Origin of the sequence: Gordonia sp. IITR100, assembly GCF_002009645.1 — a bacterium.
Lineage (GTDB): Bacteria > Actinomycetota > Actinomycetes > Mycobacteriales > Mycobacteriaceae > Gordonia > Gordonia hongkongensis.
In genome coordinates this window covers 37477-58413 of the sequence record NZ_MVKV01000011.1, presented here as the reverse complement: position 1 = coordinate 58413, position 20937 = coordinate 37477, and the positions used below count along the sequence as shown (strand labels likewise).

At 69.0% G+C, this 20937-nt stretch carries 14 protein-coding genes and 1 pseudogene; 8 read left to right on the top strand and 7 right to left on the bottom strand.

Annotated features, from left to right (window positions below; translation table 11 throughout):
- Window positions 1-1705: 1705 nt before the first annotated feature.
- From B1818_RS24755 to B1818_RS15605, 5 genes and pseudogenes are all read right to left on the bottom strand, one after another.
- Window positions 1706-3733 (bottom strand): annotated as a pseudogene (locus B1818_RS24755) (DUF3367 domain-containing protein); the annotation flags it as partial.
- A 139-nt stretch (window positions 3734-3872) separates the two neighbouring features.
- Window positions 3873-4073, bottom strand: coding sequence for a DUF2613 domain-containing protein (locus B1818_RS15620; RefSeq protein WP_004023745.1), 201 nt, complete (start codon window positions 4071-4073; stop codon window positions 3873-3875).
- Between the two features lie 75 nt (window positions 4074-4148).
- Window positions 4149-4871 carry a DJ-1/PfpI family protein gene (locus B1818_RS15615; protein ID WP_078113247.1) on the bottom strand — a complete coding sequence of 241 codons (723 nt, stop codon included), beginning with the start codon at window positions 4869-4871 and terminating at the stop codon, window positions 4149-4151.
- The gene (locus tag B1818_RS15610; protein WP_078113298.1) at window positions 4868-5872 is read right to left on the bottom strand and encodes a GlxA family transcriptional regulator; all 1005 of its coding nucleotides are present in this window, start codon (window positions 5870-5872) and stop codon (window positions 4868-4870) included. Before B1818_RS15610 ends, B1818_RS15615 begins: the two co-directional genes overlap by 4 nt.
- Before the next feature lie 570 nt (window positions 5873-6442).
- Window positions 6443-7000: a universal stress protein gene (locus tag B1818_RS15605; RefSeq protein WP_065630349.1), complete on the bottom strand. Its 558-nt coding sequence runs from the start codon at window positions 6998-7000 to the stop codon at window positions 6443-6445.
- Window positions 7001-7098: 98 nt separating this feature from the next.
- Here B1818_RS15605 and B1818_RS15600 point away from each other — a divergent pair, with 98 nt between their 5' ends.
- Window positions 7099-8262: a glycoside hydrolase family 3 N-terminal domain-containing protein gene (locus B1818_RS15600; RefSeq protein ID WP_078113246.1), complete on the top strand. Its 1164-nt coding sequence runs from the start codon at window positions 7099-7101 to the stop codon at window positions 8260-8262.
- 99 nt (window positions 8263-8361) lie between these two features.
- The gene (locus B1818_RS15595) at window positions 8362-8964 is read left to right on the top strand and encodes a TetR/AcrR family transcriptional regulator (protein WP_078113297.1); all 603 of its coding nucleotides are present in this window, start codon (window positions 8362-8364) and stop codon (window positions 8962-8964) included.
- A gap of 114 nt (window positions 8965-9078) precedes the next feature.
- Here B1818_RS15595 and B1818_RS15590 read toward each other — a convergent pair whose 3' ends face one another.
- Both B1818_RS15590 and B1818_RS15585 read right to left on the bottom strand, forming a co-directional pair.
- Complete coding sequence (locus tag B1818_RS15590; RefSeq protein ID WP_058252222.1) at window positions 9079-9966, bottom strand: MaoC/PaaZ C-terminal domain-containing protein; 888 nt, start codon at window positions 9964-9966, stop codon at window positions 9079-9081.
- Window positions 9966-11330: a 3-oxoacyl-ACP reductase gene (locus B1818_RS15585; RefSeq protein WP_078113245.1), complete on the bottom strand. Its 1365-nt coding sequence runs from the start codon at window positions 11328-11330 to the stop codon at window positions 9966-9968. The genes B1818_RS15590 and B1818_RS15585 overlap by 1 nt, the downstream gene beginning before the upstream one ends.
- 90 nt (window positions 11331-11420) lie before the next feature.
- On the opposite strand from B1818_RS15585, the gene B1818_RS15580 reads away from it, so the two are divergent.
- The 6 genes from B1818_RS15580 to B1818_RS15555 all read left to right on the top strand — a co-directional run bounded on the left by B1818_RS15580 (window position 11421) and on the right by B1818_RS15555 (window position 20800).
- Entirely contained in the window at window positions 11421-12734 is a 1314-nt protein-coding gene (locus B1818_RS15580) for an acetyl-CoA C-acetyltransferase (RefSeq protein ID WP_078113244.1), read from the top strand.
- A gap of 254 nt (window positions 12735-12988) precedes the next feature.
- Window positions 12989-14686 carry a VanW family protein gene (locus tag B1818_RS15575; RefSeq protein WP_254859710.1) on the top strand — a complete coding sequence of 566 codons (1698 nt, stop codon included), beginning with the start codon at window positions 12989-12991 and terminating at the stop codon, window positions 14684-14686.
- Window positions 14687-14792: 106 nt separating this feature from the next.
- Window positions 14793-15572 (top strand): SDR family NAD(P)-dependent oxidoreductase, encoded by a 780-nt coding sequence (locus B1818_RS15570; RefSeq protein ID WP_058252218.1) that lies wholly within the window; start codon window positions 14793-14795, stop codon window positions 15570-15572.
- 147 nt (window positions 15573-15719) lie between these two features.
- A complete protein-coding gene (locus B1818_RS15565; protein ID WP_078113296.1) occupies window positions 15720-17285 on the top strand; it encodes an SLC13 family permease in 1566 nt (521 codons plus the stop codon).
- Window positions 17286-17379: 94 nt separating this feature from the next.
- Window positions 17380-18597: a glycerate kinase gene (locus B1818_RS15560; protein WP_078113242.1), complete on the top strand. Its 1218-nt coding sequence runs from the start codon at window positions 17380-17382 to the stop codon at window positions 18595-18597.
- A 118-nt stretch (window positions 18598-18715) separates the two neighbouring features.
- Entirely contained in the window at window positions 18716-20800 is a 2085-nt protein-coding gene (locus B1818_RS15555; protein WP_078113241.1) for a TerD family protein, read from the top strand.
- Window positions 20801-20937: the final 137 nt, after the last annotated feature.

Sequence of the window (20937 nt, the reverse complement as noted above, 5' to 3'; positions counted from 1 at the left end):
GTTCGATGGTTCCGCCTGCACCGGCGGGGACGACCCACCCCTGTTGCCACCCGTCGACGACGACCGGCCGTAGCTGTGTGCCGTCGAGGTGCGCCTGCCACCCCGGGTTGGTGCTCTCGGGCACGACGAGCAGTCGTTGCGCACCGGCGTCGACCGTCACCGCTCGCCGCGCCGGCGACCACTCGGTCACCTCGGGGGACGTCGACGCGGGCGCCGAGACCGGATCACCGTCCACCAGCGACAGGGCGTCGACGGTGAAGGCGTCGCCGGGATTGACCGACACCTCCTGCTGGCCGGCGGGCAGTACGAGCCGGCCGTCGCCGCACGGGCGCCCGACCACCGGTTGTCCGCTGCGCAGCTCGGACGCGGTGGCGCGCACGGACATCCGGACGACCTGACCCGCGACGGTCAGGCCGATCCCGGCGTCGCAACCGATCTCGACGATCCGGTCGGCGTCCGTACCGGTCGCCGGCGACGGGAACACCTGCACCTCGGCGATCCCCGGTGGTGCGGGACTGGCGAACCCGAGGCTGTTGACGTCGATCAGGTCGGACTGGGCGCGAATGGTGATCTCGATGCGGTCGGTGACCGCGGGATCGAGACGGACGATGCCGCCGTCGTCGACCTCGCGGACCTGCTCGCCGGTGCCGAGGTCCACCGCGACCTCGGTGGGAGCGGCGGGATAATTCCGGGGGGCGACGATGGTCAGCGCGTCGACCCGTTGTGCCCGTGGGAGATCGAGGACCAGGGTGGGACTGTTCTCGTTCGCTGCCGCGTCCTCGTCGGCCGGGGAGTCGTCACCCGCTCGCGACGTCCGCTCATCGGGGATCTCCGGTGCGGTCCAGGATGTTCCGGGGTCGCCGTCGACGGCGGCCGCGGGCCCGCCGCGGGGATCGGTCACCGGGCGTGGCCCGCGCGCCGTGACCCGGTCGTCCTCGGCGAGAAGCCGATCCAGAGCATCGCCGGGTCGGGGTCGAAGGATCGCGGTGGGGGAGACGGTGACATCCGACGGCACCGAGAGTGCGCGCCCGAACACCGCCGAAGTCTCCGGCGAGAGTGCGAGACCCGGTGCGCACCTGGTCATCTGCCGCTCGGGGTCGGAGACGCACGACGCCCGCCCGGACAGCTCCTGGTACAGCAGCCACTGGGCCACGTCGGTGCCGGCCTCGAGTTCGGGCAACACCACGCGGTGGCGGATCCGCAACGGCGTCGCGGTTCGCAGATCGGAGACCGTCACCTCACCGAGCGCGAATTGGTTTCCCGCCGTGCCGTCGTCGGTGCGGAGCGCGCGGATCTGGAGCCAACCGGTGGGGCCGCTGGGGGCGGTCACGGTGACCGGTTCGCCGGGAGCGAGACCGGAGACCACCGTGCTGCCCGCCTCGGTGGTGATCAGCGCACTCGTGACGTCGGGTCCGAGCGCCTTCGCGGTCGTCAGGGTCACCGCGAGATCGGTGCGCGGCGTCGTGAAACCGATGCGCATCCATCGTCCGACCGCGGTCTCCAATCCGCCGCTCACCCAGGCGCTCTGCGGGTTGCCGTCGAAGGCCGCGGCCGCCGAGTTGGCCGGCGAGGTCTGCCCGGGCTGGACCGCGTCCGCCGCCGATCCCGACGTCGACACCTCGACTTCGCCGCTCTCGTTGTCCAACAACCATTCCCCGTGGACCAGTGGTTGGCCGTCGACGGGGTAGTCGGCGACGGCGTTCTGTGTCCGACGCGGGTCCGACGGCGACCTGATCGCCGAACTGTGGTCGTCGACGCGGCCGAAGTCGGTCTCCCGGTCAGCGGGTGTGTCGGTCACGATCAACGGGCCGTCGACGATCCCGGCGCGGCGGGCGTCGGCGTCGAGCACGACGGGTCCGAGCGGGGGAAGTCCCTGGCGTGCGCGGACGTCGGCCAGTTCGGCGATCGCCTCGGGCCCGCCGGCAATGCGGGGGAGCCCGGTGGTGTCGACGAGTCGCGGACCGGTGCCGGTCGTCGGCGCGCCCGGTTCGCCGACGGCGTAGATCTGCACCGCGGGCATCGGCGGCCGTAGTCCGTTGTCGCGCACCACTCCTCGGACGCTGGGTGGCCCGATCGGCGGACCGAACTCGGCGACGCGACGGAGCCCGGGCGACTCGTCGAGTGCCTGTTGCGCGAGCAGCGGGCGGGCCGACCGCGAGGTGTCGGGGTCGAGATCGGCTCGGAGGACGACGAATCCGATGCCCTGCCCGGCGAGGGTGGCGGCGAGACCGGGGGAGCCACGGCCCGCGGCGATCTCCCGTTGTACGGAGTCGAGGGCGCGGATCGCGCCGGGCGGGGTGAGCGGGATCGCGTCGCGGACCGCCCACGGGGTGTCGGACAGGGGTTGCAGCGGTTCGTCGCGGGTGAGCCCCCAGAGTTGGTCGGCGAACGGGGCGCCGGGGACGACCAGCGCGCGGGCGGGCGGGGCGCCGTCGTCGCGTTCGCTGTGCTCGGTCAGCCAGTCGGCGGTCTGCTGCCAGTGGCGTGGAATCGCCTGGTACGTACCGTCCGGCGCGAGCTGACCGGTCCACATCAACGACCCGGCGCCGATCACGGCGACGAGCAGGACGATGGTCGCGGCGACCGGTCGCGACCGCTGGGGCTGGGCGAAGGCGGAGAGCGTCTCCCGGCGACTCGCACTCCCCGGCAGCGGAACCCGTGCCAGGAGATGTGCGACACCGAGGACCAGCGGGATGCGGAGCAGCGGCTCGAACTTGTGGATGTTGCGCAGCGGGGCGCCCGGGCCGTCGAGGAAGACGCGTACCTGCTCGGCGACCGGCGACCCGAGTTCACCCGCGTAGCCGACGCACATCAGGACGAGGCCGACGCCGAGAATCGCGACGAGACGGCCGCGGAACGGCATGTGCCGCATGCACAATCCGGCGAGCCCCGCGGCCGCGATGGTCCCGGTCGCCAGTACCGCGGCGGGCTGGGTGACGAGCACCGCCCCGGCGACGCGCTCCGGCGACACGAACGGCGTCCACGAACTCGCCCCGCGCAGCACCTCGGTGAGCGAGGTCCACTGCGTGGTGACCCGGGACGATTCGATGTAGTCCAGGAACGGCGGACTCACGCGCGACAGGATCAGCAGCGGCACGACCCACCACGCGCATGCCAGGGTCAGGCCGGCCGCGGTCCAGGCGCCGAACCGCCACCAGCGTCGGTCGCGCGGACTGTGCAGCAGCCACCACAGAGCGGCGACGCCGAGCGCTGCCAGCGTGGCGACGGCATTGACCGCGCCCATCAGCGCGACCGCGGCCGACGCACGCGCGGCCTCCCGCCACAGCGGGGCAGCGTTCTCGGCCCGCGTGTCGAGTGCCCGCACCACCGGGATCAGCACCCACGGGGCGAGCATCATCGGCAGGGTCTCCGATGAGATCGAGCCGAGGGTGGTCAGGACCCGCGGGCTGAGCACGAAGACGGCGGCGGCGATGATCCGCGAGGCGGGCGAGCCCAGCCGCAGCATCTCGGCGAGGCGGACGATGCCGACGAAGCCGACGGTGAGCAGCACCGCCCACCAGAGGCGTTGCACGATCCACGGCGGAACGGCGAGAAGGTCACCCAGGGCGAAGAACGCCCCGTGGGGGAAGAAGTACCCGTAGGCCTGGTTCTGCACCTGCCCCATCGGTGCGTTCGGCGTCCACAGATGCGCGGCGCGCGCGAGGAACCCGAGCGGATTCGCGGTGAGGTCGAGTTTGGTGTCGGCGGCGATGCGGCCCGGTGACTGCAGCAGGCAGATCAGCAGCGAGATCGCGCCGACGACGGCGATACCGCGTCGGCTGAGTACGGACTGATCCGGTGGCGGAGGCGGAGTACTCAGTTGCGGCTGCTGTCGATCAGGAGACGCCGGGACCGGCGGCGTCGTGGATGGGTCAGTTGGTCTCGCCGGCTCCGCCGCGCGAACCGTAGTCCACCGAACCCTGGACGAATCCGTTGTTCGGGCTGATGTTGTTCAGATCGGTGGACGGGCTGTTCTCGGAGGCCAGGAACCCGCCGAGGAACACCGCGCCGAGTCCCACCAGGATGCCGGCGACCCCGGCGACGGCTCCGGCGACAAGGCGGTTGTTGGTCATGGCGATGAAACTACCATCGCCGAAGTCCGATTCCGGGTGACACCCGCTGACACCTGCGGATCGATGCGGCCGCGGTCAACGCCGAGACCGCACTTTCGTCAGGGTGCGATCCCACAGCAGCCGCGCACTCGTCTTCAGCAGTTCGGGCTTGTCGACGTCGTGGCTGAGCAGCATCGTCGACGTCGCGATCGTGCCGGCCGACGCCTTGGACCGGTGCCCGGAATCGAGATGCGGTTGCGGGTCGTATTCGATGACCAGCTGGATCGCCTCGGCTCGTGCGCGCCCGGCGATCTGCTCGGCCAGCCACAGCGCGAGGTCGATACCGGCGGACACGCCCGCGGCGGTGACCAGGTCGTCGTCGGGCAGCGCGCGCACGATGCGCTCGTCGGACACCGCATTCGCCCCGTGCAGGGTCAACGCGGCCATCGACGACCAGTGCGTCGTGGCCGGCCTGCCGTCGAGCAGACCGGCCGCGGCCAGGACGACCGAACCGGTGCAGACCGACGTCGTCCACTGCGCGCCCGGTCGTACCGCGCGCAGCCAGTCGAGGACCTTCTCGTCCTGTGACGCGGCGAAACAACCGGGGCCACCCGGCACCAGGACGACGTCGGGCGACGGTGTCTCGTCGAATGAATGCGTGGCGCCGACGACGAGCACGCCCGAGTCGGCGACGACCGGTCCCGGCTCGTGCCAGACGAATCTGACCTCGGCGTCGGGCAGCGCGCGCAGTACCTCGTAGGGACCGATGAAGTCGAGAGCGGTGAACCGCGGATAGAGGACGATCGCGATCTGGGTCATGGATGCCTTTCGGGTCGTGGGTTCTCGGGTGTGCGGCTAGCGAAGGTGCGGCGGTACTGATCGGGCGGCACGCCGAGCCGGCGGACGAAGGTGCGCCGCATCGTCTCGGCGGACCCGAATCCGCACCGGGTGGCGATCGCCGGCATCGTGTCGTCGCTCTGGGTGAGTGCACGACGGGCGGCGTCGGTCCGGACCCGTTCGACATAGGCGCCCGGCGCCTCACCGGTCTCGTCGGTGAAGACGCGGGAGAAATGGCGTGGGCTCATCGACGCGTCGCGGGCGAGGTCGTCGACGCGGTGCACCCGGCCCGGCTCGGCCTCGATACGTTCCTGGATCTCGCGGATCGCCGTGCGCCGGGCCCGGGGCATCCACACCGGCGGGGCGAACTGGCTCTGACCACCCGGGCGCCGCATGTAGAGGACGAGCCACCGCGCGACGAGCTGTGCGAGCTCGGTGCCGTGGTCCTCCTCGATGAGGGCCAGCGAGAGGTCGATACCGGCGGTGACGCCCGCGGAACTCCACACGCGGTCGCTGCCGCGCACGAACAGGGCCTCGGCGTCGACCTGGATCGACGGGTACCGCTCGGCGAGCAACCCGGTCACGGCCCAGTGCGTCGTCGCGCGTTTGCCGTCGAGGAGGCCGGCCTCGGCGGCGAGGAACGCGCCGTTGCACACGCTGACGACGCGTCGTGCCCGTTGCGCCGCCCGTCGGATCCAGTCGACGAGGTCGGGGTCGCGGGAGGCGTCGTGGACGCCGGTGCCGCCGGGGAGGATCAGGATGTCGAGCGGCTCGGCCGGGTCGGGCAGCGGCTGCGCGACGAACTCCAGCCCGACGCCGGTGCCCACCGACAGACCGGTCGTCGACACCAGCCGCAGGTCGTAGCGGACCTGCGCGCCCTGGTCGGCGAGGGCGTACGACGCGGTGGTGAACACGTCGGCCGGTCCCGTCACGTCCAGGGCCTGCACCCCGGGGTATCCGAGGATCAGCACCGATCGAGTCATGAAGACATCGTTTCCGACCCGCACCGTGGCGTCCAGGCCATGCATCCCACAGATCAGGACACAGCTTTGCTGGTTGACCCGGACCGACCCACTGCTGGTTGAGCCGGCTCCGAGCGCAGCGAGGCGCCGTGTCGAAGCCACTTGGTGACCTCGACAAGCTCGGCCGTCAGGTGGGGACGCTCGGCCCGGCGGGTGTGCCGCCCCCGCTGGTTGAGCCGGCTCCGAGCGGAGCGAGGCGCCGTGTCGAAGCCACTTGGTGACCTCGACAAGCTCGGCCGTCAGGTGGGGACGCTCGGCCCGGCGGGTGTGCCGCCCCCGCTGGTTGAGCCGGCTCCGAGCGGAGCGAGGCGCCGTGTCGAAGCCACTTGGTGACCTCGACAAGCTCGGCCGTCAGGTGGGGACGCTCGGCCCGGCGGGTGTGCCGCCCCCGCTGGTTGAGCCGGCTCCGAGCGCAGCGAGGCGCCGTGTCGAAGCCACCCCCCGCTGGTTGAGCCGGCCCCGAGCGAAGCGAGGCGCCGTGTCGAAGCCACTTGGTGACCTCGGCAGAGATCCCTGCCCGGCAGAGATCCCCTACAACGTGACCTGCGGTTCTTTCTCGCACTTCGCGGGCACGATGAACACCGGCCGATGGCAATGTTTGAGGACCCTCTCGGCGACGCTGGACCGCAGCAGTGCCTTGAGTCCCGACGCCCCGCGCGTTCCGGTGACCAGGAGATCGACGTCGAGCGCTTCGGCGGCGGCGACGAGCGCACCCCACACCGTCGACTCCACCTCCACGAGCGATCCGCGCGCGGCCAGTCCGCACTCGGCGGCGAGTGTCACGCCGCGCTCGTTGATCGAGGCGGCCTCGTCTTCGAGCGCCTGGTCGACGCCGGCGTCGAGTTGGGTGTCGATGAACGGCTGCATCCCGCCGGCGAGGGTGGACATACGTGCCGGCGTCATGCCGCCGGGCTGCCAGGCGGTGACGACCACTGCAGATTGCGCGCGGAGAAATTGTCCGGCGTAGCGAATGGCGCGGTCGGCGTTCGGTGACCCGTCATAGGCGATCATCAGTGTTTGTGCGGCACTGTTGCCGCCGCTACCGCGCCCGGCGGTGGCGGACCCGGACGAATCGGACCCCACGTCCATTGGCTCAGACTACATGCCAGACTCGTGCCATGGGCCCAACTCGCAGACCCCGACGGATTCGTCGCGAAGGGATCCGTGACAACTGGATCCGGAATGCGATGACGACAGGGACGGTCGCCGTACTGTGCGCGGCGCTGGCGGCGTGCGCGTCGTCGACGCCGGACTCACCGCCACCGACTCCCTCGTACTCGGCGTCGTCGCTCGCTTCGACGTCTTCGTCGGCGTCGCCGACGACCGTTCCGGTCGCAAACAGTTGTGGTGCAAGCGAACTCGCGAAACTGTCCGTACGCCAGAAGCTGGCGCAGCTGATCGTCGTCGGCGTCACCGGGGCGGCCGACGCGCAGCAGATCGTCGAGAACGAGGAGATCGGCGGGATCTTCGTCGGGAGCTGGACCGACAAGGCGATTCTGACGAGCGGTGCGGCAGCACGTATTTCGCAGAACTCGCCGATCCCGCTGATGGTCACCGTCGATCAGGAGGGCGGGCGGGTGTCGCGCCTGTCCGCGCTCGGCATCGACCACGCCTCGGCCCGTGAACTCGCCCAGACCAAGACGCCCGAGCAGGTGCGCGCGATCGCGGCGGATGTGGGCCGCAAGCTCAAGCGCCTCGGTGTCACCGTCGATTTCGCGCCGGTCGCCGACGTGAGCGACGAGTCCGACAACGAGGTGATCGGCGACCGGTCCTTCAGCAACGACCCGGCGGTCGTGACCGAGTACGCGGGCGCCTATGCGGCAGGACTGGCCGACGCGGGAATCACGCCGGTGTACAAGCACTTTCCGGGACACGGGCACGGCTCGGGTGACTCGCACCTCGGTGTCGTGACGGTCCCGTCGCTCGCCGAGCTGCAGGACAGCGATCTCGTGCCGTTCCGGACTCTCCTGCGCGACCCCGGGACCGCGGGCGCGATGGTCGGCCACCTGATCGTCCCGGGTCTGACGAAGGGGTTGCCCGCCAGCATCAGCCGACCCGCGATCCAGATGCTGCGCACCGGTGTCGGCTACGACGGTCCGCGCTTCGACGGCGTCATCTACTCCGACGATCTGTCGGGCATGGCCGCGATCAGCGCGCAGTACCCCATCGAGCAGGCGGTGGAGAAGTTCATCCTCGCCGGTGGCGACGTTGCGCTGTGGCTGTCCACCGACCGTGTCGGTTCGGTGCTCGACAACCTGGAGCGTGCGGTGTCGTCCGGTCGCCTCGCGCCGGCCCGCCTCGACGACAAGGTCGTGCGCATCCTGCGGTCCAAGGGTGTGGTGAACTGTTGACCTGCTGAGACCCCGCGTCGACGGGGGTTTCACCTTACCGATTGGTAAGTTGTTGATATCGTCGGGTCGGAACGGTTGTCGTGAACGGAGGTGGCGGTCATGTCGGGCGGAACGAAGCGCCTGCCACGCGCGGTGCGCGAGCAGCAGATGCTCGATGCGGCCGTCAAGGTGTTCGCGCAGAACGGCTTCCGCGAGACCTCGATGGACGCCATCGCCTCCGAGGCGCAGATCTCCAAGCCGATGCTCTACCTGTACTACGGCTCGAAGGACGAACTGTTCAGTGCGTGCATCGCCCGTGAGTCCGGTCTGTTCATCGACGCGATGAGCGTCGGTTTCGACCCGTCGCTGTCGCAGCGTGAGCAGGCCGTCACGGTGATCCGCGAGTTTCTCCGCTTCGTGCACGAGCACCGGCAGTCCTGGCGGGTGCTGTACCGCGTCGCCATCGGCACGGCCGGTTTCGCCGGCATCGTCTCCGAGAGCCGCCAGCGGGTCACCGAGATGGTCGCCCAGCTGATCAAGGCGGGCACGACCGTCGAGGTCGACAGCGACATCGACTTCGAACTCACCGCCGTCGCGATCGTCGGTGCCGCCGAGGCCGTCGCCGACCGCATCACGGAGGGTGACGTCGACCTCGAGAAGGCCACCAACCTCCTCGTCGGCATCACCTGGCGCGGCCTGAAGGGCGTCGGTACCGACGCCTGAAGTATCGACACCTGAGGTGCAACGCAATCGCTCCCGCGGCCCCGCTTCCCATCCGCTGATTGGATCCAATAAGCGAGACGGAAACGAGACCGCGGGAGCGAAAGGCGAGGGCCCTCAGCCCTCCCGAGTCGTCGCGGTGAGGTGCGGGAATCCCTTGCGGCGATCGCGGATCGCGATGTCGAAGCTGCCCCTGCCGTCGATCCGGCGGGTGTAGAGGTTCACCTTGGCCGGCAACAGGATCGGCTTGCCGAACTTGACGTCGTAGGTGACCGCGTCGGGCAGCTGCGCCTCCACGTTCGCGACAGCCGCTGCGGCACTCCACATCCCGTGGGCAATGGCCTTGGGGAAGCCGAAGGCCTTCGCCGGCAGGTTGCCCATGTGGATCGGGTTGCGGTCGCCCGAGGCTGCGGCGTACTCGCGGATCCGCTTGAGGTCGACGGCCAGGATGGCGTCCGGCGGCGGCGGGGTCTTCGACTTCGGTTCGGGACCCCGCGGCTCGTCGGACAGGCTGGTGCGCTGCTGCTTCAGGAACGTCGCCGTCTGGGTGGTGACGAGTTCCGATCCGACGCGGATCTCGCTGACGACGTCGATCAGGATGCCCTTGCGGTGCTCGCGCAGGTTCTGTGCATGCGTGACGATGTCGAGCGGCTCACCGACTTCGATGGGCCGCGTGCGTTCGATGGTGTTCGTCATGTGCACCGAACCGACGGCGCCGAACGGGAACTCGTCGGACGTCATGAGCTTCATGACGACCGGGAACTGCAGCACGAACGGGTACGTCAGCGGCAGGGTGCCGCCGAACCGCTGCCCGGTCGCGTGGCAATACGCCTGCAGCGCAGTCGAATCCACCCGCACGCCGTCGAGTCGGTAACGCGTCTCGGGTGCGGTGGCGTCGGCCGGCACCCGTGGCGGCTTGCCGATGCCGGGCAGCAGCGCGGTGACCGCCTTGCCGTACAGCTCGGCGGTGCCGGGTGCGGACGGGAGGGTGATCGTCTTGCCCATCAGGCCCCCAGGAATCCCTGGCCGCAGACGCGGACCACATTGCCGGTGATGGCATTGCTCGCCGGGTTGGCGAAGTAGGCGACGGTCTCGGCGACGTCGACGGTCTCGCCGCCCTGCTGTAGCGAACTCATCAGTCGCCCGGCCTCACGGGTGGCGAGCGGGATGGCCGCGGTCATCTTGGTCTCGATGAAGCCGGGTGCCACCGCGTTGATGGTGATGCCCTTCTCGGCCAGGATCGGCGCGTAGGCGTCGACGAGACCGATCACACCGGCCTTCGAGGCGCCGTAGTTGGTCTGACCGCGATTGCCCGCGATGCCGGCGATCGACGACACGTCGACGACGGCGCCGCCCTCGCGCAGTGCGCCCTTCTCGAGCAAGGTCTCGACGAGGGTCTGCGGCGCGATGAGGTTGACCGCGATGACCGCGTCCCAGCGGGCGTCGTCCATGTTGGCGAGCAGCTTGTCGCGGGTGATGCCGGCGTTGTTGACGATGATGTCGATGCCGCCGTGGCGCTCGAGGGCGTGTTCGGCGAGTTTGGCGCCGGCGTCGGCCGCGGTGACGTCGAGCGGGAAGGCGGTGCCGCCGACCTTGTTCGCGGTCTCCGACAGCGCGTCACCTGCTTGCGGGACGTCGGCCGCGATCACGTGGGCGCCGTCGCGGGACAGGACCTCGGCGATCGTCGCACCGATGCCGCGTGCGGCGCCGGTGACGACGGCGACCTTGCCCTCGAGCGGGCGGTCCCAGTTCTTCGGAGCGGTCGCGTCGACACCGCCGACCCGGATCACCTGGGCGTCGACGAAGGCCGACTTCGCCGACAGCACGAAGCGGACGGTCGACTCGAGGCCGGTCAGCCCGGTCTTGGCGTCGGGGGAGACGTAGACGAGCTGGACGGTGGAACCCTTCAGGAGTTCCTTGCCCAGCGAGCGGGTGAAGCCCTCGAGGGCGCGCTGCGCGACGCGCTCGGAGGGGTCGGTGATCAGTTCCGGCGTGGTGCCGATGACGAGGAATCGTGCGCAGGCGGCGGTCGATCGCATCGCGGGCTGGAAGAACTCGAAGAGCTGACGTAGCTCGCCGGGAGAGGTGATGCCCGTCGCGTCGAAGACGAGTCCGCCGAACTTGTCGGCGCTGCGACCCGTCGTGGCGTTCTGGATGAGGTCGTAGTCCTCGGTCGAGAGCATCTCCCGAAGCGGTTCGACGAGCCGGCCGGACCCGCCGAGCAGAACCGGACCGGGCAGCGGCGGCTCGGATGCCTTGTATCGGCGCAGCGGCGGCGGGACGGGCAATCCGGCCTGCTTGGCGATGAATGCGCCGGGCGCGGAATGGACGAAGCTCGAGTACAGGCCAGTGTTTCCGTTGGCGGCCACGTTGATCTCCTCTGACTGTCGTTCGACAACGAACTTACTGATGAGTAAGAATACGCTATAGATACCGCACCCGACCCTTGGGAGATCGACGTGGCCGAACAGTCCAACCCCACCAGCAAGCCGAAGACCCGCAGCGATCGTCCCGTCGCGATCCTGGGCGGCAACCGCATCCCGTTCGCACGCCAGGACAAGGCGTACGCGAAGGTCGGCAACCAGGAGATGTTCACCGCCGCGCTCGACGGCCTGGTGAGCCGCTTCAACCTGCAGGGCGAGCAGCTCGGCATGGTCGCCGGCGGCGCCGTGCTCAAGCACGCCCGTGATTTCAATCTCATCCGCGAGTCGGTGCTCGGTTCGGCGTTGTCGCCGTACACCCCTGCCTTCGACATCCAGCAGGCCTGCGGCACCGGACTGCAGGCCATCACGACGGTCGCCGACGGCATCGCCCGCGGCCGCTACGACGCCGCGATCGGCGGTGGCGTCGACACGACGTCCGACGCACCGATCGCCGTGGGCGAGGGCCTGCGTCGTCAGCTGCTCGAGGTCAATCGCGCGCGGAGCACCAAGGACCAGATCCTCGGCGCCGCGAAGCTGCTGACGAAGCTCGGCATCGAGATCCCGCGCAACGGCGAGCCCCGCACGGGCATGTCGATGGGCGAGCACGCAGCCGTCACCGCCAAGGAGTTCGGCATCAAGCGCGCCGACCAGGACGAGTTGGCCGCCCGCAGCCACCAGAACATGGCGGCCGCCTACGACACCGGCTTCTTCGACGACCTCATCACCCCGTTCCTGGGCCTGACCCGCGACCAGAACCTGCGCGGCGACTCCACCGCGGAGAAGCTCGCCAAGCTCAAGCCGGTCTTCGGTGTCTCGCTCGGCGACGCGACGATGACCGCGGGCAACTCGACGCCCCTCACCGACGGTGCGTCGACCGTGCTGCTCGCCAGCGATGAGTGGGCCGCCGACCGCGGACTGCCGGTGCTCGCCTACTTCGTGGACAGCGAGACCGCGGCGGTCGACTACGTCAACGGTCCGGACGGGCTGCTCATGGCCCCGACCTACGCGGTGCCGCGTCTGCTCGCCCGCAACGGGCTCACACTGCAGGACTTCGACTTCTACGAGATCCACGAGGCCTTCGCGTCGGTGGTCCTCGCGACCCTGCAGGCCTGGGAGTCCGAGGAGTACTGCAAGGAGCGCCTCGGCCTCGACTCGGCACTGGGTTCGATCGACCGCAGCAAGCTCAACGTCCACGGTTCGTCGCTCGCGGCGGGTCACCCCTTCGCGGCGACCGGCGGCCGGATCGTCGCGCAGGCGGCCAAGCAGATCAAGGAGAACGGCGGCGGTCGCGCGCTGATCTCGATCTGTGCCGCGGGCGGCCAGGGCGTCACCGCGATCATCGAGGGCTGACGACCCGAAGCGGACATCATCGAGAGCTGGAATCCCGATAAGTGAGACGGATCGGGGTACTTCGTCACATATTCGACAGAATCGGCCGTCCGGGGATGCCTCCGGCCGAAAAGTAGCGTAAATATGTCTATAGCTCCGGCTGCGCTGTCAGACCCCCGACCCGACAGCTCGGCCGGAGCGCCTGCTTTCCCGACCGTAGTTCTGCGGCCACCCCCTGATTGGTAAGTCGTCAGCCCGCCGAGCTGCCAGCCCCGATGGATGGAGTTGTGACCCCAGGCTCTCGCCGAGCACGATCCGCGCTACGCGCCGTGCTCGCCGTCGTCGCCGTGATCACGCTCGTCCTCGCCGCGGAGTTCGTGGCCACCCGCTCCGATTCCCCACGCAACGCCGTCGTCGGCGGTATCGATGCGGGCGGTCGGAACTCCGCCGAACTCACCTCCGTACTCGACGAGCTGACGGCGCGCTCGCGACAACCGGTCGTCTTGCGGACGCCGGAGGGCTCGGCCGAGGTCGCGCCCGCCGAGCTGGGACTCACATACGACGCCGATGCGACGCGGGCTCGTCTCCTCGAGCAACCGCGCAATCCGCTCGTCCGTCTGGCCGCGCTGTTCGGCCGCGACTTCGACGTCGAGCCGGTCGTCACGCTGGATCGGAAAGCGATGAACGCGGCGCTCGACGCCCAGCGCGCGTCACTCGAGAAGGCCGCGGTCGAGGGTGGTGTGCACTACGACGGCACCGAGCCCGTCGGGGATCAGCCCGCCAAGGGTGAACGCATCGCGCGAGACGCTGCCGCCGCGACCCTCCTCGACCGTTGGCTGGACGGCGCCCCCGTCGACCTGCCCATGGAACCCTTCTCGCCGACGGTGAGCGCCGAGGTCGTGGCCGCGACCGTCGCCGGACCGGCCGAACGGGTGGTCGCGGCTCCCGTGAGTCTCGTGGACCGCCGCAAACGGACGGTCGAGGTGCCCGCGGGAGACCTGGCGTCGATGGTGACCTTCGGGCCCGACGGCCGCGGCGGGCTCACTCCCCGAGCCGACGAGAAGGTGGGGCGCGAGATCCTCGCCCCCGACCTCGACGCCTCGCAACGGGCCCCCGTCAGCGCGACGTTCAGTCTGGCGTCCGGCCGTCCGCAGGTGGTGCCGGGCGTCGACGGCGCCGCGATCAACTGGCCGAAGACCCTCGCCGCCGTCGCCACGAGTGCGGCGGCCGACGGTGGCGATCGCAGGGTCGAGGTCGTCTACGACGGCGTCGAGCCGAAGCTCACGACCGATGCCGCGCGCAAGCTCGGGGTCACCGAACTGATCAGCGAGTACACCACCGGTGGCTTCTCGAGCGCTTCCGGGGAGAACATCCGGCTCGTCGCCGCCGAGGTCGACGGGGCCCTCGTCCTGCCCGGAAAGGTGTTCTCGCTCAACGGGCACACCGGGCCGCGCGGTTCAGAGCAGGGGTACGTGGAGTCGACGATCATCGACCATGGTCGGGCGTCGAACGCGGTCGGCGGCGGGATCTCCCAGTTCGCGACGACCCTGTACAACGCGACCTATTTCGCCGGGCTCGAAGACGTCGACCACACCGAGCACGCGTACTACATCTCGCGGTACCCGGAGGCGCGGGAGGCGACCGTGTTCGAAGGCGCCATCGACCTGAAGTTCCGCAACAACACGCGGCACGGCGTGCTGATCGAGACCGCCTGGTCGCCGTCGTCGGTGACGGTTCGGCTCTGGGGAACGAAGGCGTTCGAGGTCGAGTCGGTCACGGGTGAGCGGGTTGCCCCCACCGATCCGCCGCGAGTCCGCGTTCCGCGCGGGGACGACTGCATCCCGAGCAGCGGGAGCAAGGGTTTCACGGCATCGGACACCCGGATCATCAAGGACGCGCGTACCGGACGGGAGATCGATCGGTCCACCCGCACCGTCCGCTACGCGCCCGAACCCATCGTGAAGTGCGTCTGACCCCGGGGTGGTTCGGCGCGGGGTGATCTGATGTGGAGGATTTCGATGCGGGGTGTTTCCCCGAAGGGCTTTACCGAGCGATAGAACGCTCGATAGGCTCCGGGGCGTGGATATCAATGGAGCTAGTGCAATCGTCACGGGTGGCGCGTCCGGCATCGGCGCGGCTGCGGCTCGCCAGCTGGCGGCCAAGGGTGCAAAGGTCATCGTCGCCGACCTGAACGCGGACAAGGGCGAGGAACTCGCCAAGGAGATCGGCGGACAGTTCGTCGCCGTCGACGTGACCTCGACCGAACAGATCGAAGCCGCCGTCAACGCGGCCACCGAACTCGGCCCGCTGCGTGCGCTGGTCAACTCGGCCGGCATCGGCTGGGCACAGCGCACCATCGGTCGCGACGGTGAGTTCGGGTCGGCCCACAACCTCGACGCCTACAAGAAGGTCATCGCGATCAACCTGATCGGCACCTTCGACTGCATCCGTCTCGCGGCCACCGCCATGAGCCGCAACGAGCCGCTCGACGGCCACGGTGAGCGCGGCGCGATCGTCAACATGGCCAGCGTCGCAGCCTTCGACGGCCAGATCGGCCAGGCGTCGTACTCGTCGTCCAAGGGCGGCGTCGTCGGCATGACCCTCCCGGTCGCGCGCGACCTGGCCGCGGTCGGCATCCGCGTCAACACCATCGCCCCCGGTCTGATCGACACCCCGATCTACGGTGAAGGCGAAGCGGCCGAGGCGTTCAAGGCCAAGCTCGGCGAGTCGGTCCTGTTCCCGCATCGCCTGGGTGCGCCCGACGAGCTCGCCTCGATGGTCGTCGAGCTGGTCACCAACAGCTACATGAACGCGGAGGTCATCCGCGTCGACGGCGGCATCCGGATGCCACCGAAGTAGATCCGACACACCACTGGGGTAACCGCGCAGACCCACCACCGGCCCGATCCGGTGGTGGGTTTGCCGTCTGTTCACCGGTTCTTTCCGTGAAAGAACTTTCATTCGCGCCTCATGAAGGTGTCACGCCGGCACCGCAGAGTGGTCGCCATGAACGTTCCGCACACGATCGACCGAGGCCCGGGACACCCGGGGCCGGTGACGATGTACGCGACGCGTCCACCGGTGCGCACGGTGACGCCGTCATCGCCGCCGCGGCGCCCCCTCCTCGACGCCGTCGGCAGCGTGCTGTCCCCGTGGGCGGCAGCCGGTCTCGTCGTCGTTCTCGGCGCCGGCGCGTTCGTCGGACATGCCGGGTGGACCGGGGAGTTGCCGTTCGACGCCGTCGTCACCCTCCTCGTCTTCCTCGTCGCGGTGTGGGCGTGGATCTTCTCGCCGCTTGATGACACCTATGTCGCGCTGGGTGGCGGTATCGCTCTGGTGGTCTTCGGCATCATCGACGCCAACACCTTCGCGGGCACGCTCGGCTCCGGCGTGATCTGGTTGCTGATCGGTGCTTTCGTGATCGCAGCCGCGGTCACGGCGTCAGGTCTGTCGGCTCGTGTGTCGGCGCGGGTCGTCCGCCGGGCCCGGACGCCTCGTCAGTTGGTCCATCTGATCACCGCGGCCCTGTTGCTGACCACGTTCGCGATCCCGGCGACGTCCGGCCGTGCGGCCCTTGCTCTTCCGATATTTCTCGCGCTCGCCGCGGTCCTGCGTGACCGGCCCCGCCTGGTGCTCTGCCTCGCGCTGGTCTTCCCGATGGTGATCCTCTTCTCGGCGGTGGGATCGCTTCTGGGTGCCGGTGCGCACCTCATCACCGTCGAGATCGTCTCGGCCGCAACCGGTGGCGGTATCGGATTCCTGCACTGGGCGGTCCTCGGCATCCCCCTGGCGCTCGTGTGGTCGCACCTCGCGGCCGAGTCGGCACTGTGGTTGATGACCGATCGCGCCGAGCGGGCACGTCCGCTGTGCGTGCCGCCGACCGCTCTCGCGACGACCGGGACGGCGACCTCCGGCCCGCTCACGTCTGCACAACGACGGGTGTCCGGCATCCTCGGACTCGTTGTGGCGCTGTGGTGTTCAGAACCGCTGCACGGTGTCGACCCGGCCATCGTCGCGGTGCTCGGCGCGCTGGCCGCGTCGGCGCCGGCGGTCGGCGCGACGACGCTGGGCGCGGCGCTGAAGACCGTCCCGTGGACGCTCCTGCTGTTCATGGCCGCCACCCTCGCGCTGGGGATGGCGCTCAACTCCAGTGGTGCCGCGGAGTGGCTGGCGGATCAGGCTTTCGGGTCCATCGCCGAGACCGGGCCGGCGGCGGCGATGGTGTTCGTCGTCGTCGCGGCGATCGTCTCGCTGCTCGCGCATCTGGTGATCCAATCCCGTTCGGCCCGTTCGGCGGTACTGATCCCGATCATCGTGGTGACCGCCCCGGCCGTCGGGGTCGACCCCGTCGCCGCGGCCTTCCTGTCCACCGCGGCCGCCGGGTTCTGCATCACCCTCACCAGCTCGGCCAAACCGGTCGCCATGTTCGCGGCGAGCGACGACGTCCCCGGTTACGAACCCCGACATCTGCTCACGATGTCGGCGCTGCTCGCGCCGGTGTCGCTGGTGCTGCTCATCATCTTCGCGTTCTGGGTCTGGCCCTACCTGGGTCTGCCCCTGCTCTCGTCCTGACCGTCGCATCGCCGCGACTGTCCCGAATGTGCCTCCGGGCGCCAGTTCCCCTCCCGTCAACAAAACCTTGTCCGATAGATCAACAGGAGTGCCGATGTCTGTCCGAGTTCCGCAACGAATCCTGGTCGCCCCGAGTGGTTTCAAGGAGAGCCTCGACGCCGTGTCGGTGGCGACCGCCATCGCCGCGGGGGTGCGGCGCACGCTCCCCGGGGTGCGCGTCGACATCGCACCGATCGCGGACGGCGGGGAGGGAACGGCACGCATCCTGGCGGCCGCGGGCAACGGGCGGCTCCACGAGCTGACCGTCCGCGGTCCCACCGGTGAGCCGGTGCAGTCGCACTGGGCCGAGGTCGGCGTCGGTCGGAACCGCATCGGCGTCGTCGAGATGGCCGCCGCAGCTGGATTGGCACTCGTTCCGGCGGAGCAGCGAGATCCCGGCGCCACCACCACTTACGGAGTGGGACAACTGATTGCCGCGGCCCTCGACGCGGGGGTGTCGGCGATTCTCGTCGGCTGCGGCGACTCGGGCACATGCGACGGCGGCGCGGGTGCGCTCCAGGCGCTCGGTGCGCGCGTCCTGGACCATGACGGTGACGAGATCGGTCGCGGCGGAAACGAACTGGCGCGCGCGGCGTCGCTGGATCTCACCGGCCTGCATCCGCGGTTGCGTGAGACCGAGGTGGTGGTCGCGGGCAACCCGCACAACGTCCTCTGCGGACCGAGCGGCGTCGCCCGCGTCTTCGGGCCGCAGAAGGGGGCGACGCCCGCACAGGTCGACTCGCTGTCGGCGGCGCTCGACGTCTGGGCGGACATACTGCAGCGGGATGGGCTGGCCGACATCGACTATCGGCAGGGGGCCGGGTCCGGCGCGTCGGGTGGACTAGGTGCGGGCCTGGCGGCAGCCGGCGGGAAACTGCGCTCGCGGTTCGACGCACTACTCGATTCCGGGCTGTCCGGCATCGACCTCGATCATCGGATCGGCAAGGCGGATCTGGTGATCACCGCAGAGGGTTCGATCGACTTCCAGACCCCTCGCGGCAAGGTGCCCGCGGAGGTGGCCCGCCGCGCCCAGTTGCGGGGTGTGCCCGTTGTCGCGCTGGCGGGTTCGCTCGGGCACGGTGCGCCCGCCGTCCACGACGTGGGGATCGGGGCGATCGCGTCGATCATCACGGTACCGATGCCCTTGTCGGAGGCAGTCGCCAATGGCGAGCAACTCCTCGCCGACGCCGCCGAGCGCACCATGCGGATGATCCTCCTCGGCGCCGCGGTCTCCGCCCGGGCCGGGCAGCGGAAGCGGAAGAAGGCGGTCTGATCTCCTCGCCCGCGGATGTGCGGGGACCGATCCTCCAATCAATCGAATGGGCCTCGAATTCGACCCACTTGTCCGATTTGCCACACGCCGACCAGGGTGTTGCCAATAGGTTGGCGAGGTGGAGCTTCGTGAGCTGTCCAAGGGTGGAAACGTCTCTGTCGACGAAGTCGCCGGCGAAAACTCACCGCGGCTGGTGGTCGTCATCCAGACCGAAGCGGCTGCGGGCAAGGAGATCGGGCTCGACGCCGGCATCCTCATCCTCGGTGACGACGGTCAAGTGCGGTCCAATGACGACCTGATCTTCTACAACCAGCCCACGGGGGTGGGAGGCGCTGTACGGCTGGTCTCGCACGAGGTGCATCAGCAGGACCCGGACGGCAGTTCGTTCAGTCAGAAAGATGCCGTGGAGGTCGATCTCGCGCGCATACCCGATTCGGTCGCGCGAATAATGGTCACGGCCAGCACAGACCCTCGGACAGATGCGAGCTTCGGAGACGCCGAGCTCGTCAACATGTACGTCGCCCATGCAGACGAGCCAGATGCTCCGTTCGTCGTGCACGCAATGGAAGGTCTGTCGTCGGAACGCGCGCTGATCTTCGGCGAGATATACCGACGCAACGATGCCTGGAAGATCCGAGCCGTCGGTCAGGGTTACGACGGAGGGCTCGAGGCCCTGGTTTCCGACCATGGGATCGAAGTCGACGACACAGAGTCTGTCGACGGCAGCCTGGATTCGACTGGTGAGGACGAGGAACCGGACGCGGAACAGGACATTTCCGAGTCGGTCCCTGACACGAGTTCGGCCGAGGCGGCTCTTGCCGCCGACACCGGAGTGCCGGGTGCCGATGACGCCGTGCAACAAACCGCATCTTCACAGAGTGAGCCCGGTACGAAGGTCTCGATCGGTCGAAAACGACGCCCAGCGCCGTTGCCGAAAGACTGGGCGTCGAGAACTCTGGCATATCTACCTCGACAGGTTGAGTCGGAGTGGAAGCGGGCGCGCCTCTTTCCATCTGCGGGCATCAAGTCGGCCGCCGAACAAGAGATGCGCACGACGTCCATTCTGTTGGCCACAATGGAAACGGTCCCCGAGTTCGGCCGCGCGGTCCTCAGCCAGACCGGAGCGCCGCGAGGACGTATCGAAACATTCACCGAAGTTCGATTCTCGATGTCGGGTGAGGATGTGCGCCCGGATGGACTGATCAAGGTGAGTCGCGGTAGCAAAGTGTGGCGAGCACTTGTCGAAGTGAAAACCGGCCGGGCGGAGCTGACCGGGGATCAGGTCGGAACCTACCTCAAACTGGCCAAGGCGAAGTCGTTCGACGCAGTGATCACGATCAGCGGCGACCTGATGGCCTCCCCAGATCTCCACCCTTTCGCTGTCGAGGGTCGGCCCCCGAAGAACACTGTGCTGAAACATCTTTCGTGGGAGGAGGTCCTCGCCGAGGCAATGATCGTGCACGAGCATGTCGGCGTCGACGACAGGGTGCGAGCTCGTCTTCTTGAGGAACTCCTCTGGTACGCCGCCGACAGCCAGTCCGGTATGCGGACCTTCGACGACATGGGCAAGCAGTGGGTCAAGATCCGGGAAGCGGTCAAGAACAAGACCGTCGGCGCGTCGGACGACTCGACGTCGGACGTGTGCGACCGATTCGATCGTCTGGCCCGCCACGTCGCGCTCCGGCTCAGCGCACTGACCGGGCAGCGCGTGACTGCACAAGCCCCGGCGAGTCGAGTCGATTCGGTCAGCCGCGCTCGGCAACTGGCCGATTCAGGGGAGCTCTTCGCGTTGTTGCGAGTATCCGGAGCGGCTGGACCGGTGGCGATGCACGCAGACCTTGGCCGCGGGCGGATCGGCTGCTCGTTGAAAACCGCAGCCCCGCGGTCAGGGCGAACGCAGACCAAGATCAACTGGCTGGTCCGTCAACTTTCCGGCGCGCCCGACGATCTGCGGATCACGGCGCATCACGCGGGAAGTCGGGTCGAGTCGACCGCGGCGTTGCTGAAGGACATTCGCGCAGACGCGACCTCTGTCATGCCCACCGACGGCCGCGACATCCGCGAGTTCACGGTGACCATAGAGTCGTCCATGGGGTCGAAACGGTCTGGCAGCGAGGGTGGATTCGTGACGGCCATGGTTCTCCTGACCACCACCTTCTATGCGGAAGTGGTCGAGCGGGTGCGGTCGGGAAGGGATGCCTGAGCCGCAGACGAATTCACGACGCCTGGGCTGCCATCCGGTCACCGCGCCCCACTGACGAACCTCAGCTCGACTGATGGACCTCGATCGAAGTCCATCAGTCGAGCTGAGGTTCGTCGGTGACTCGATACGCCGATGCC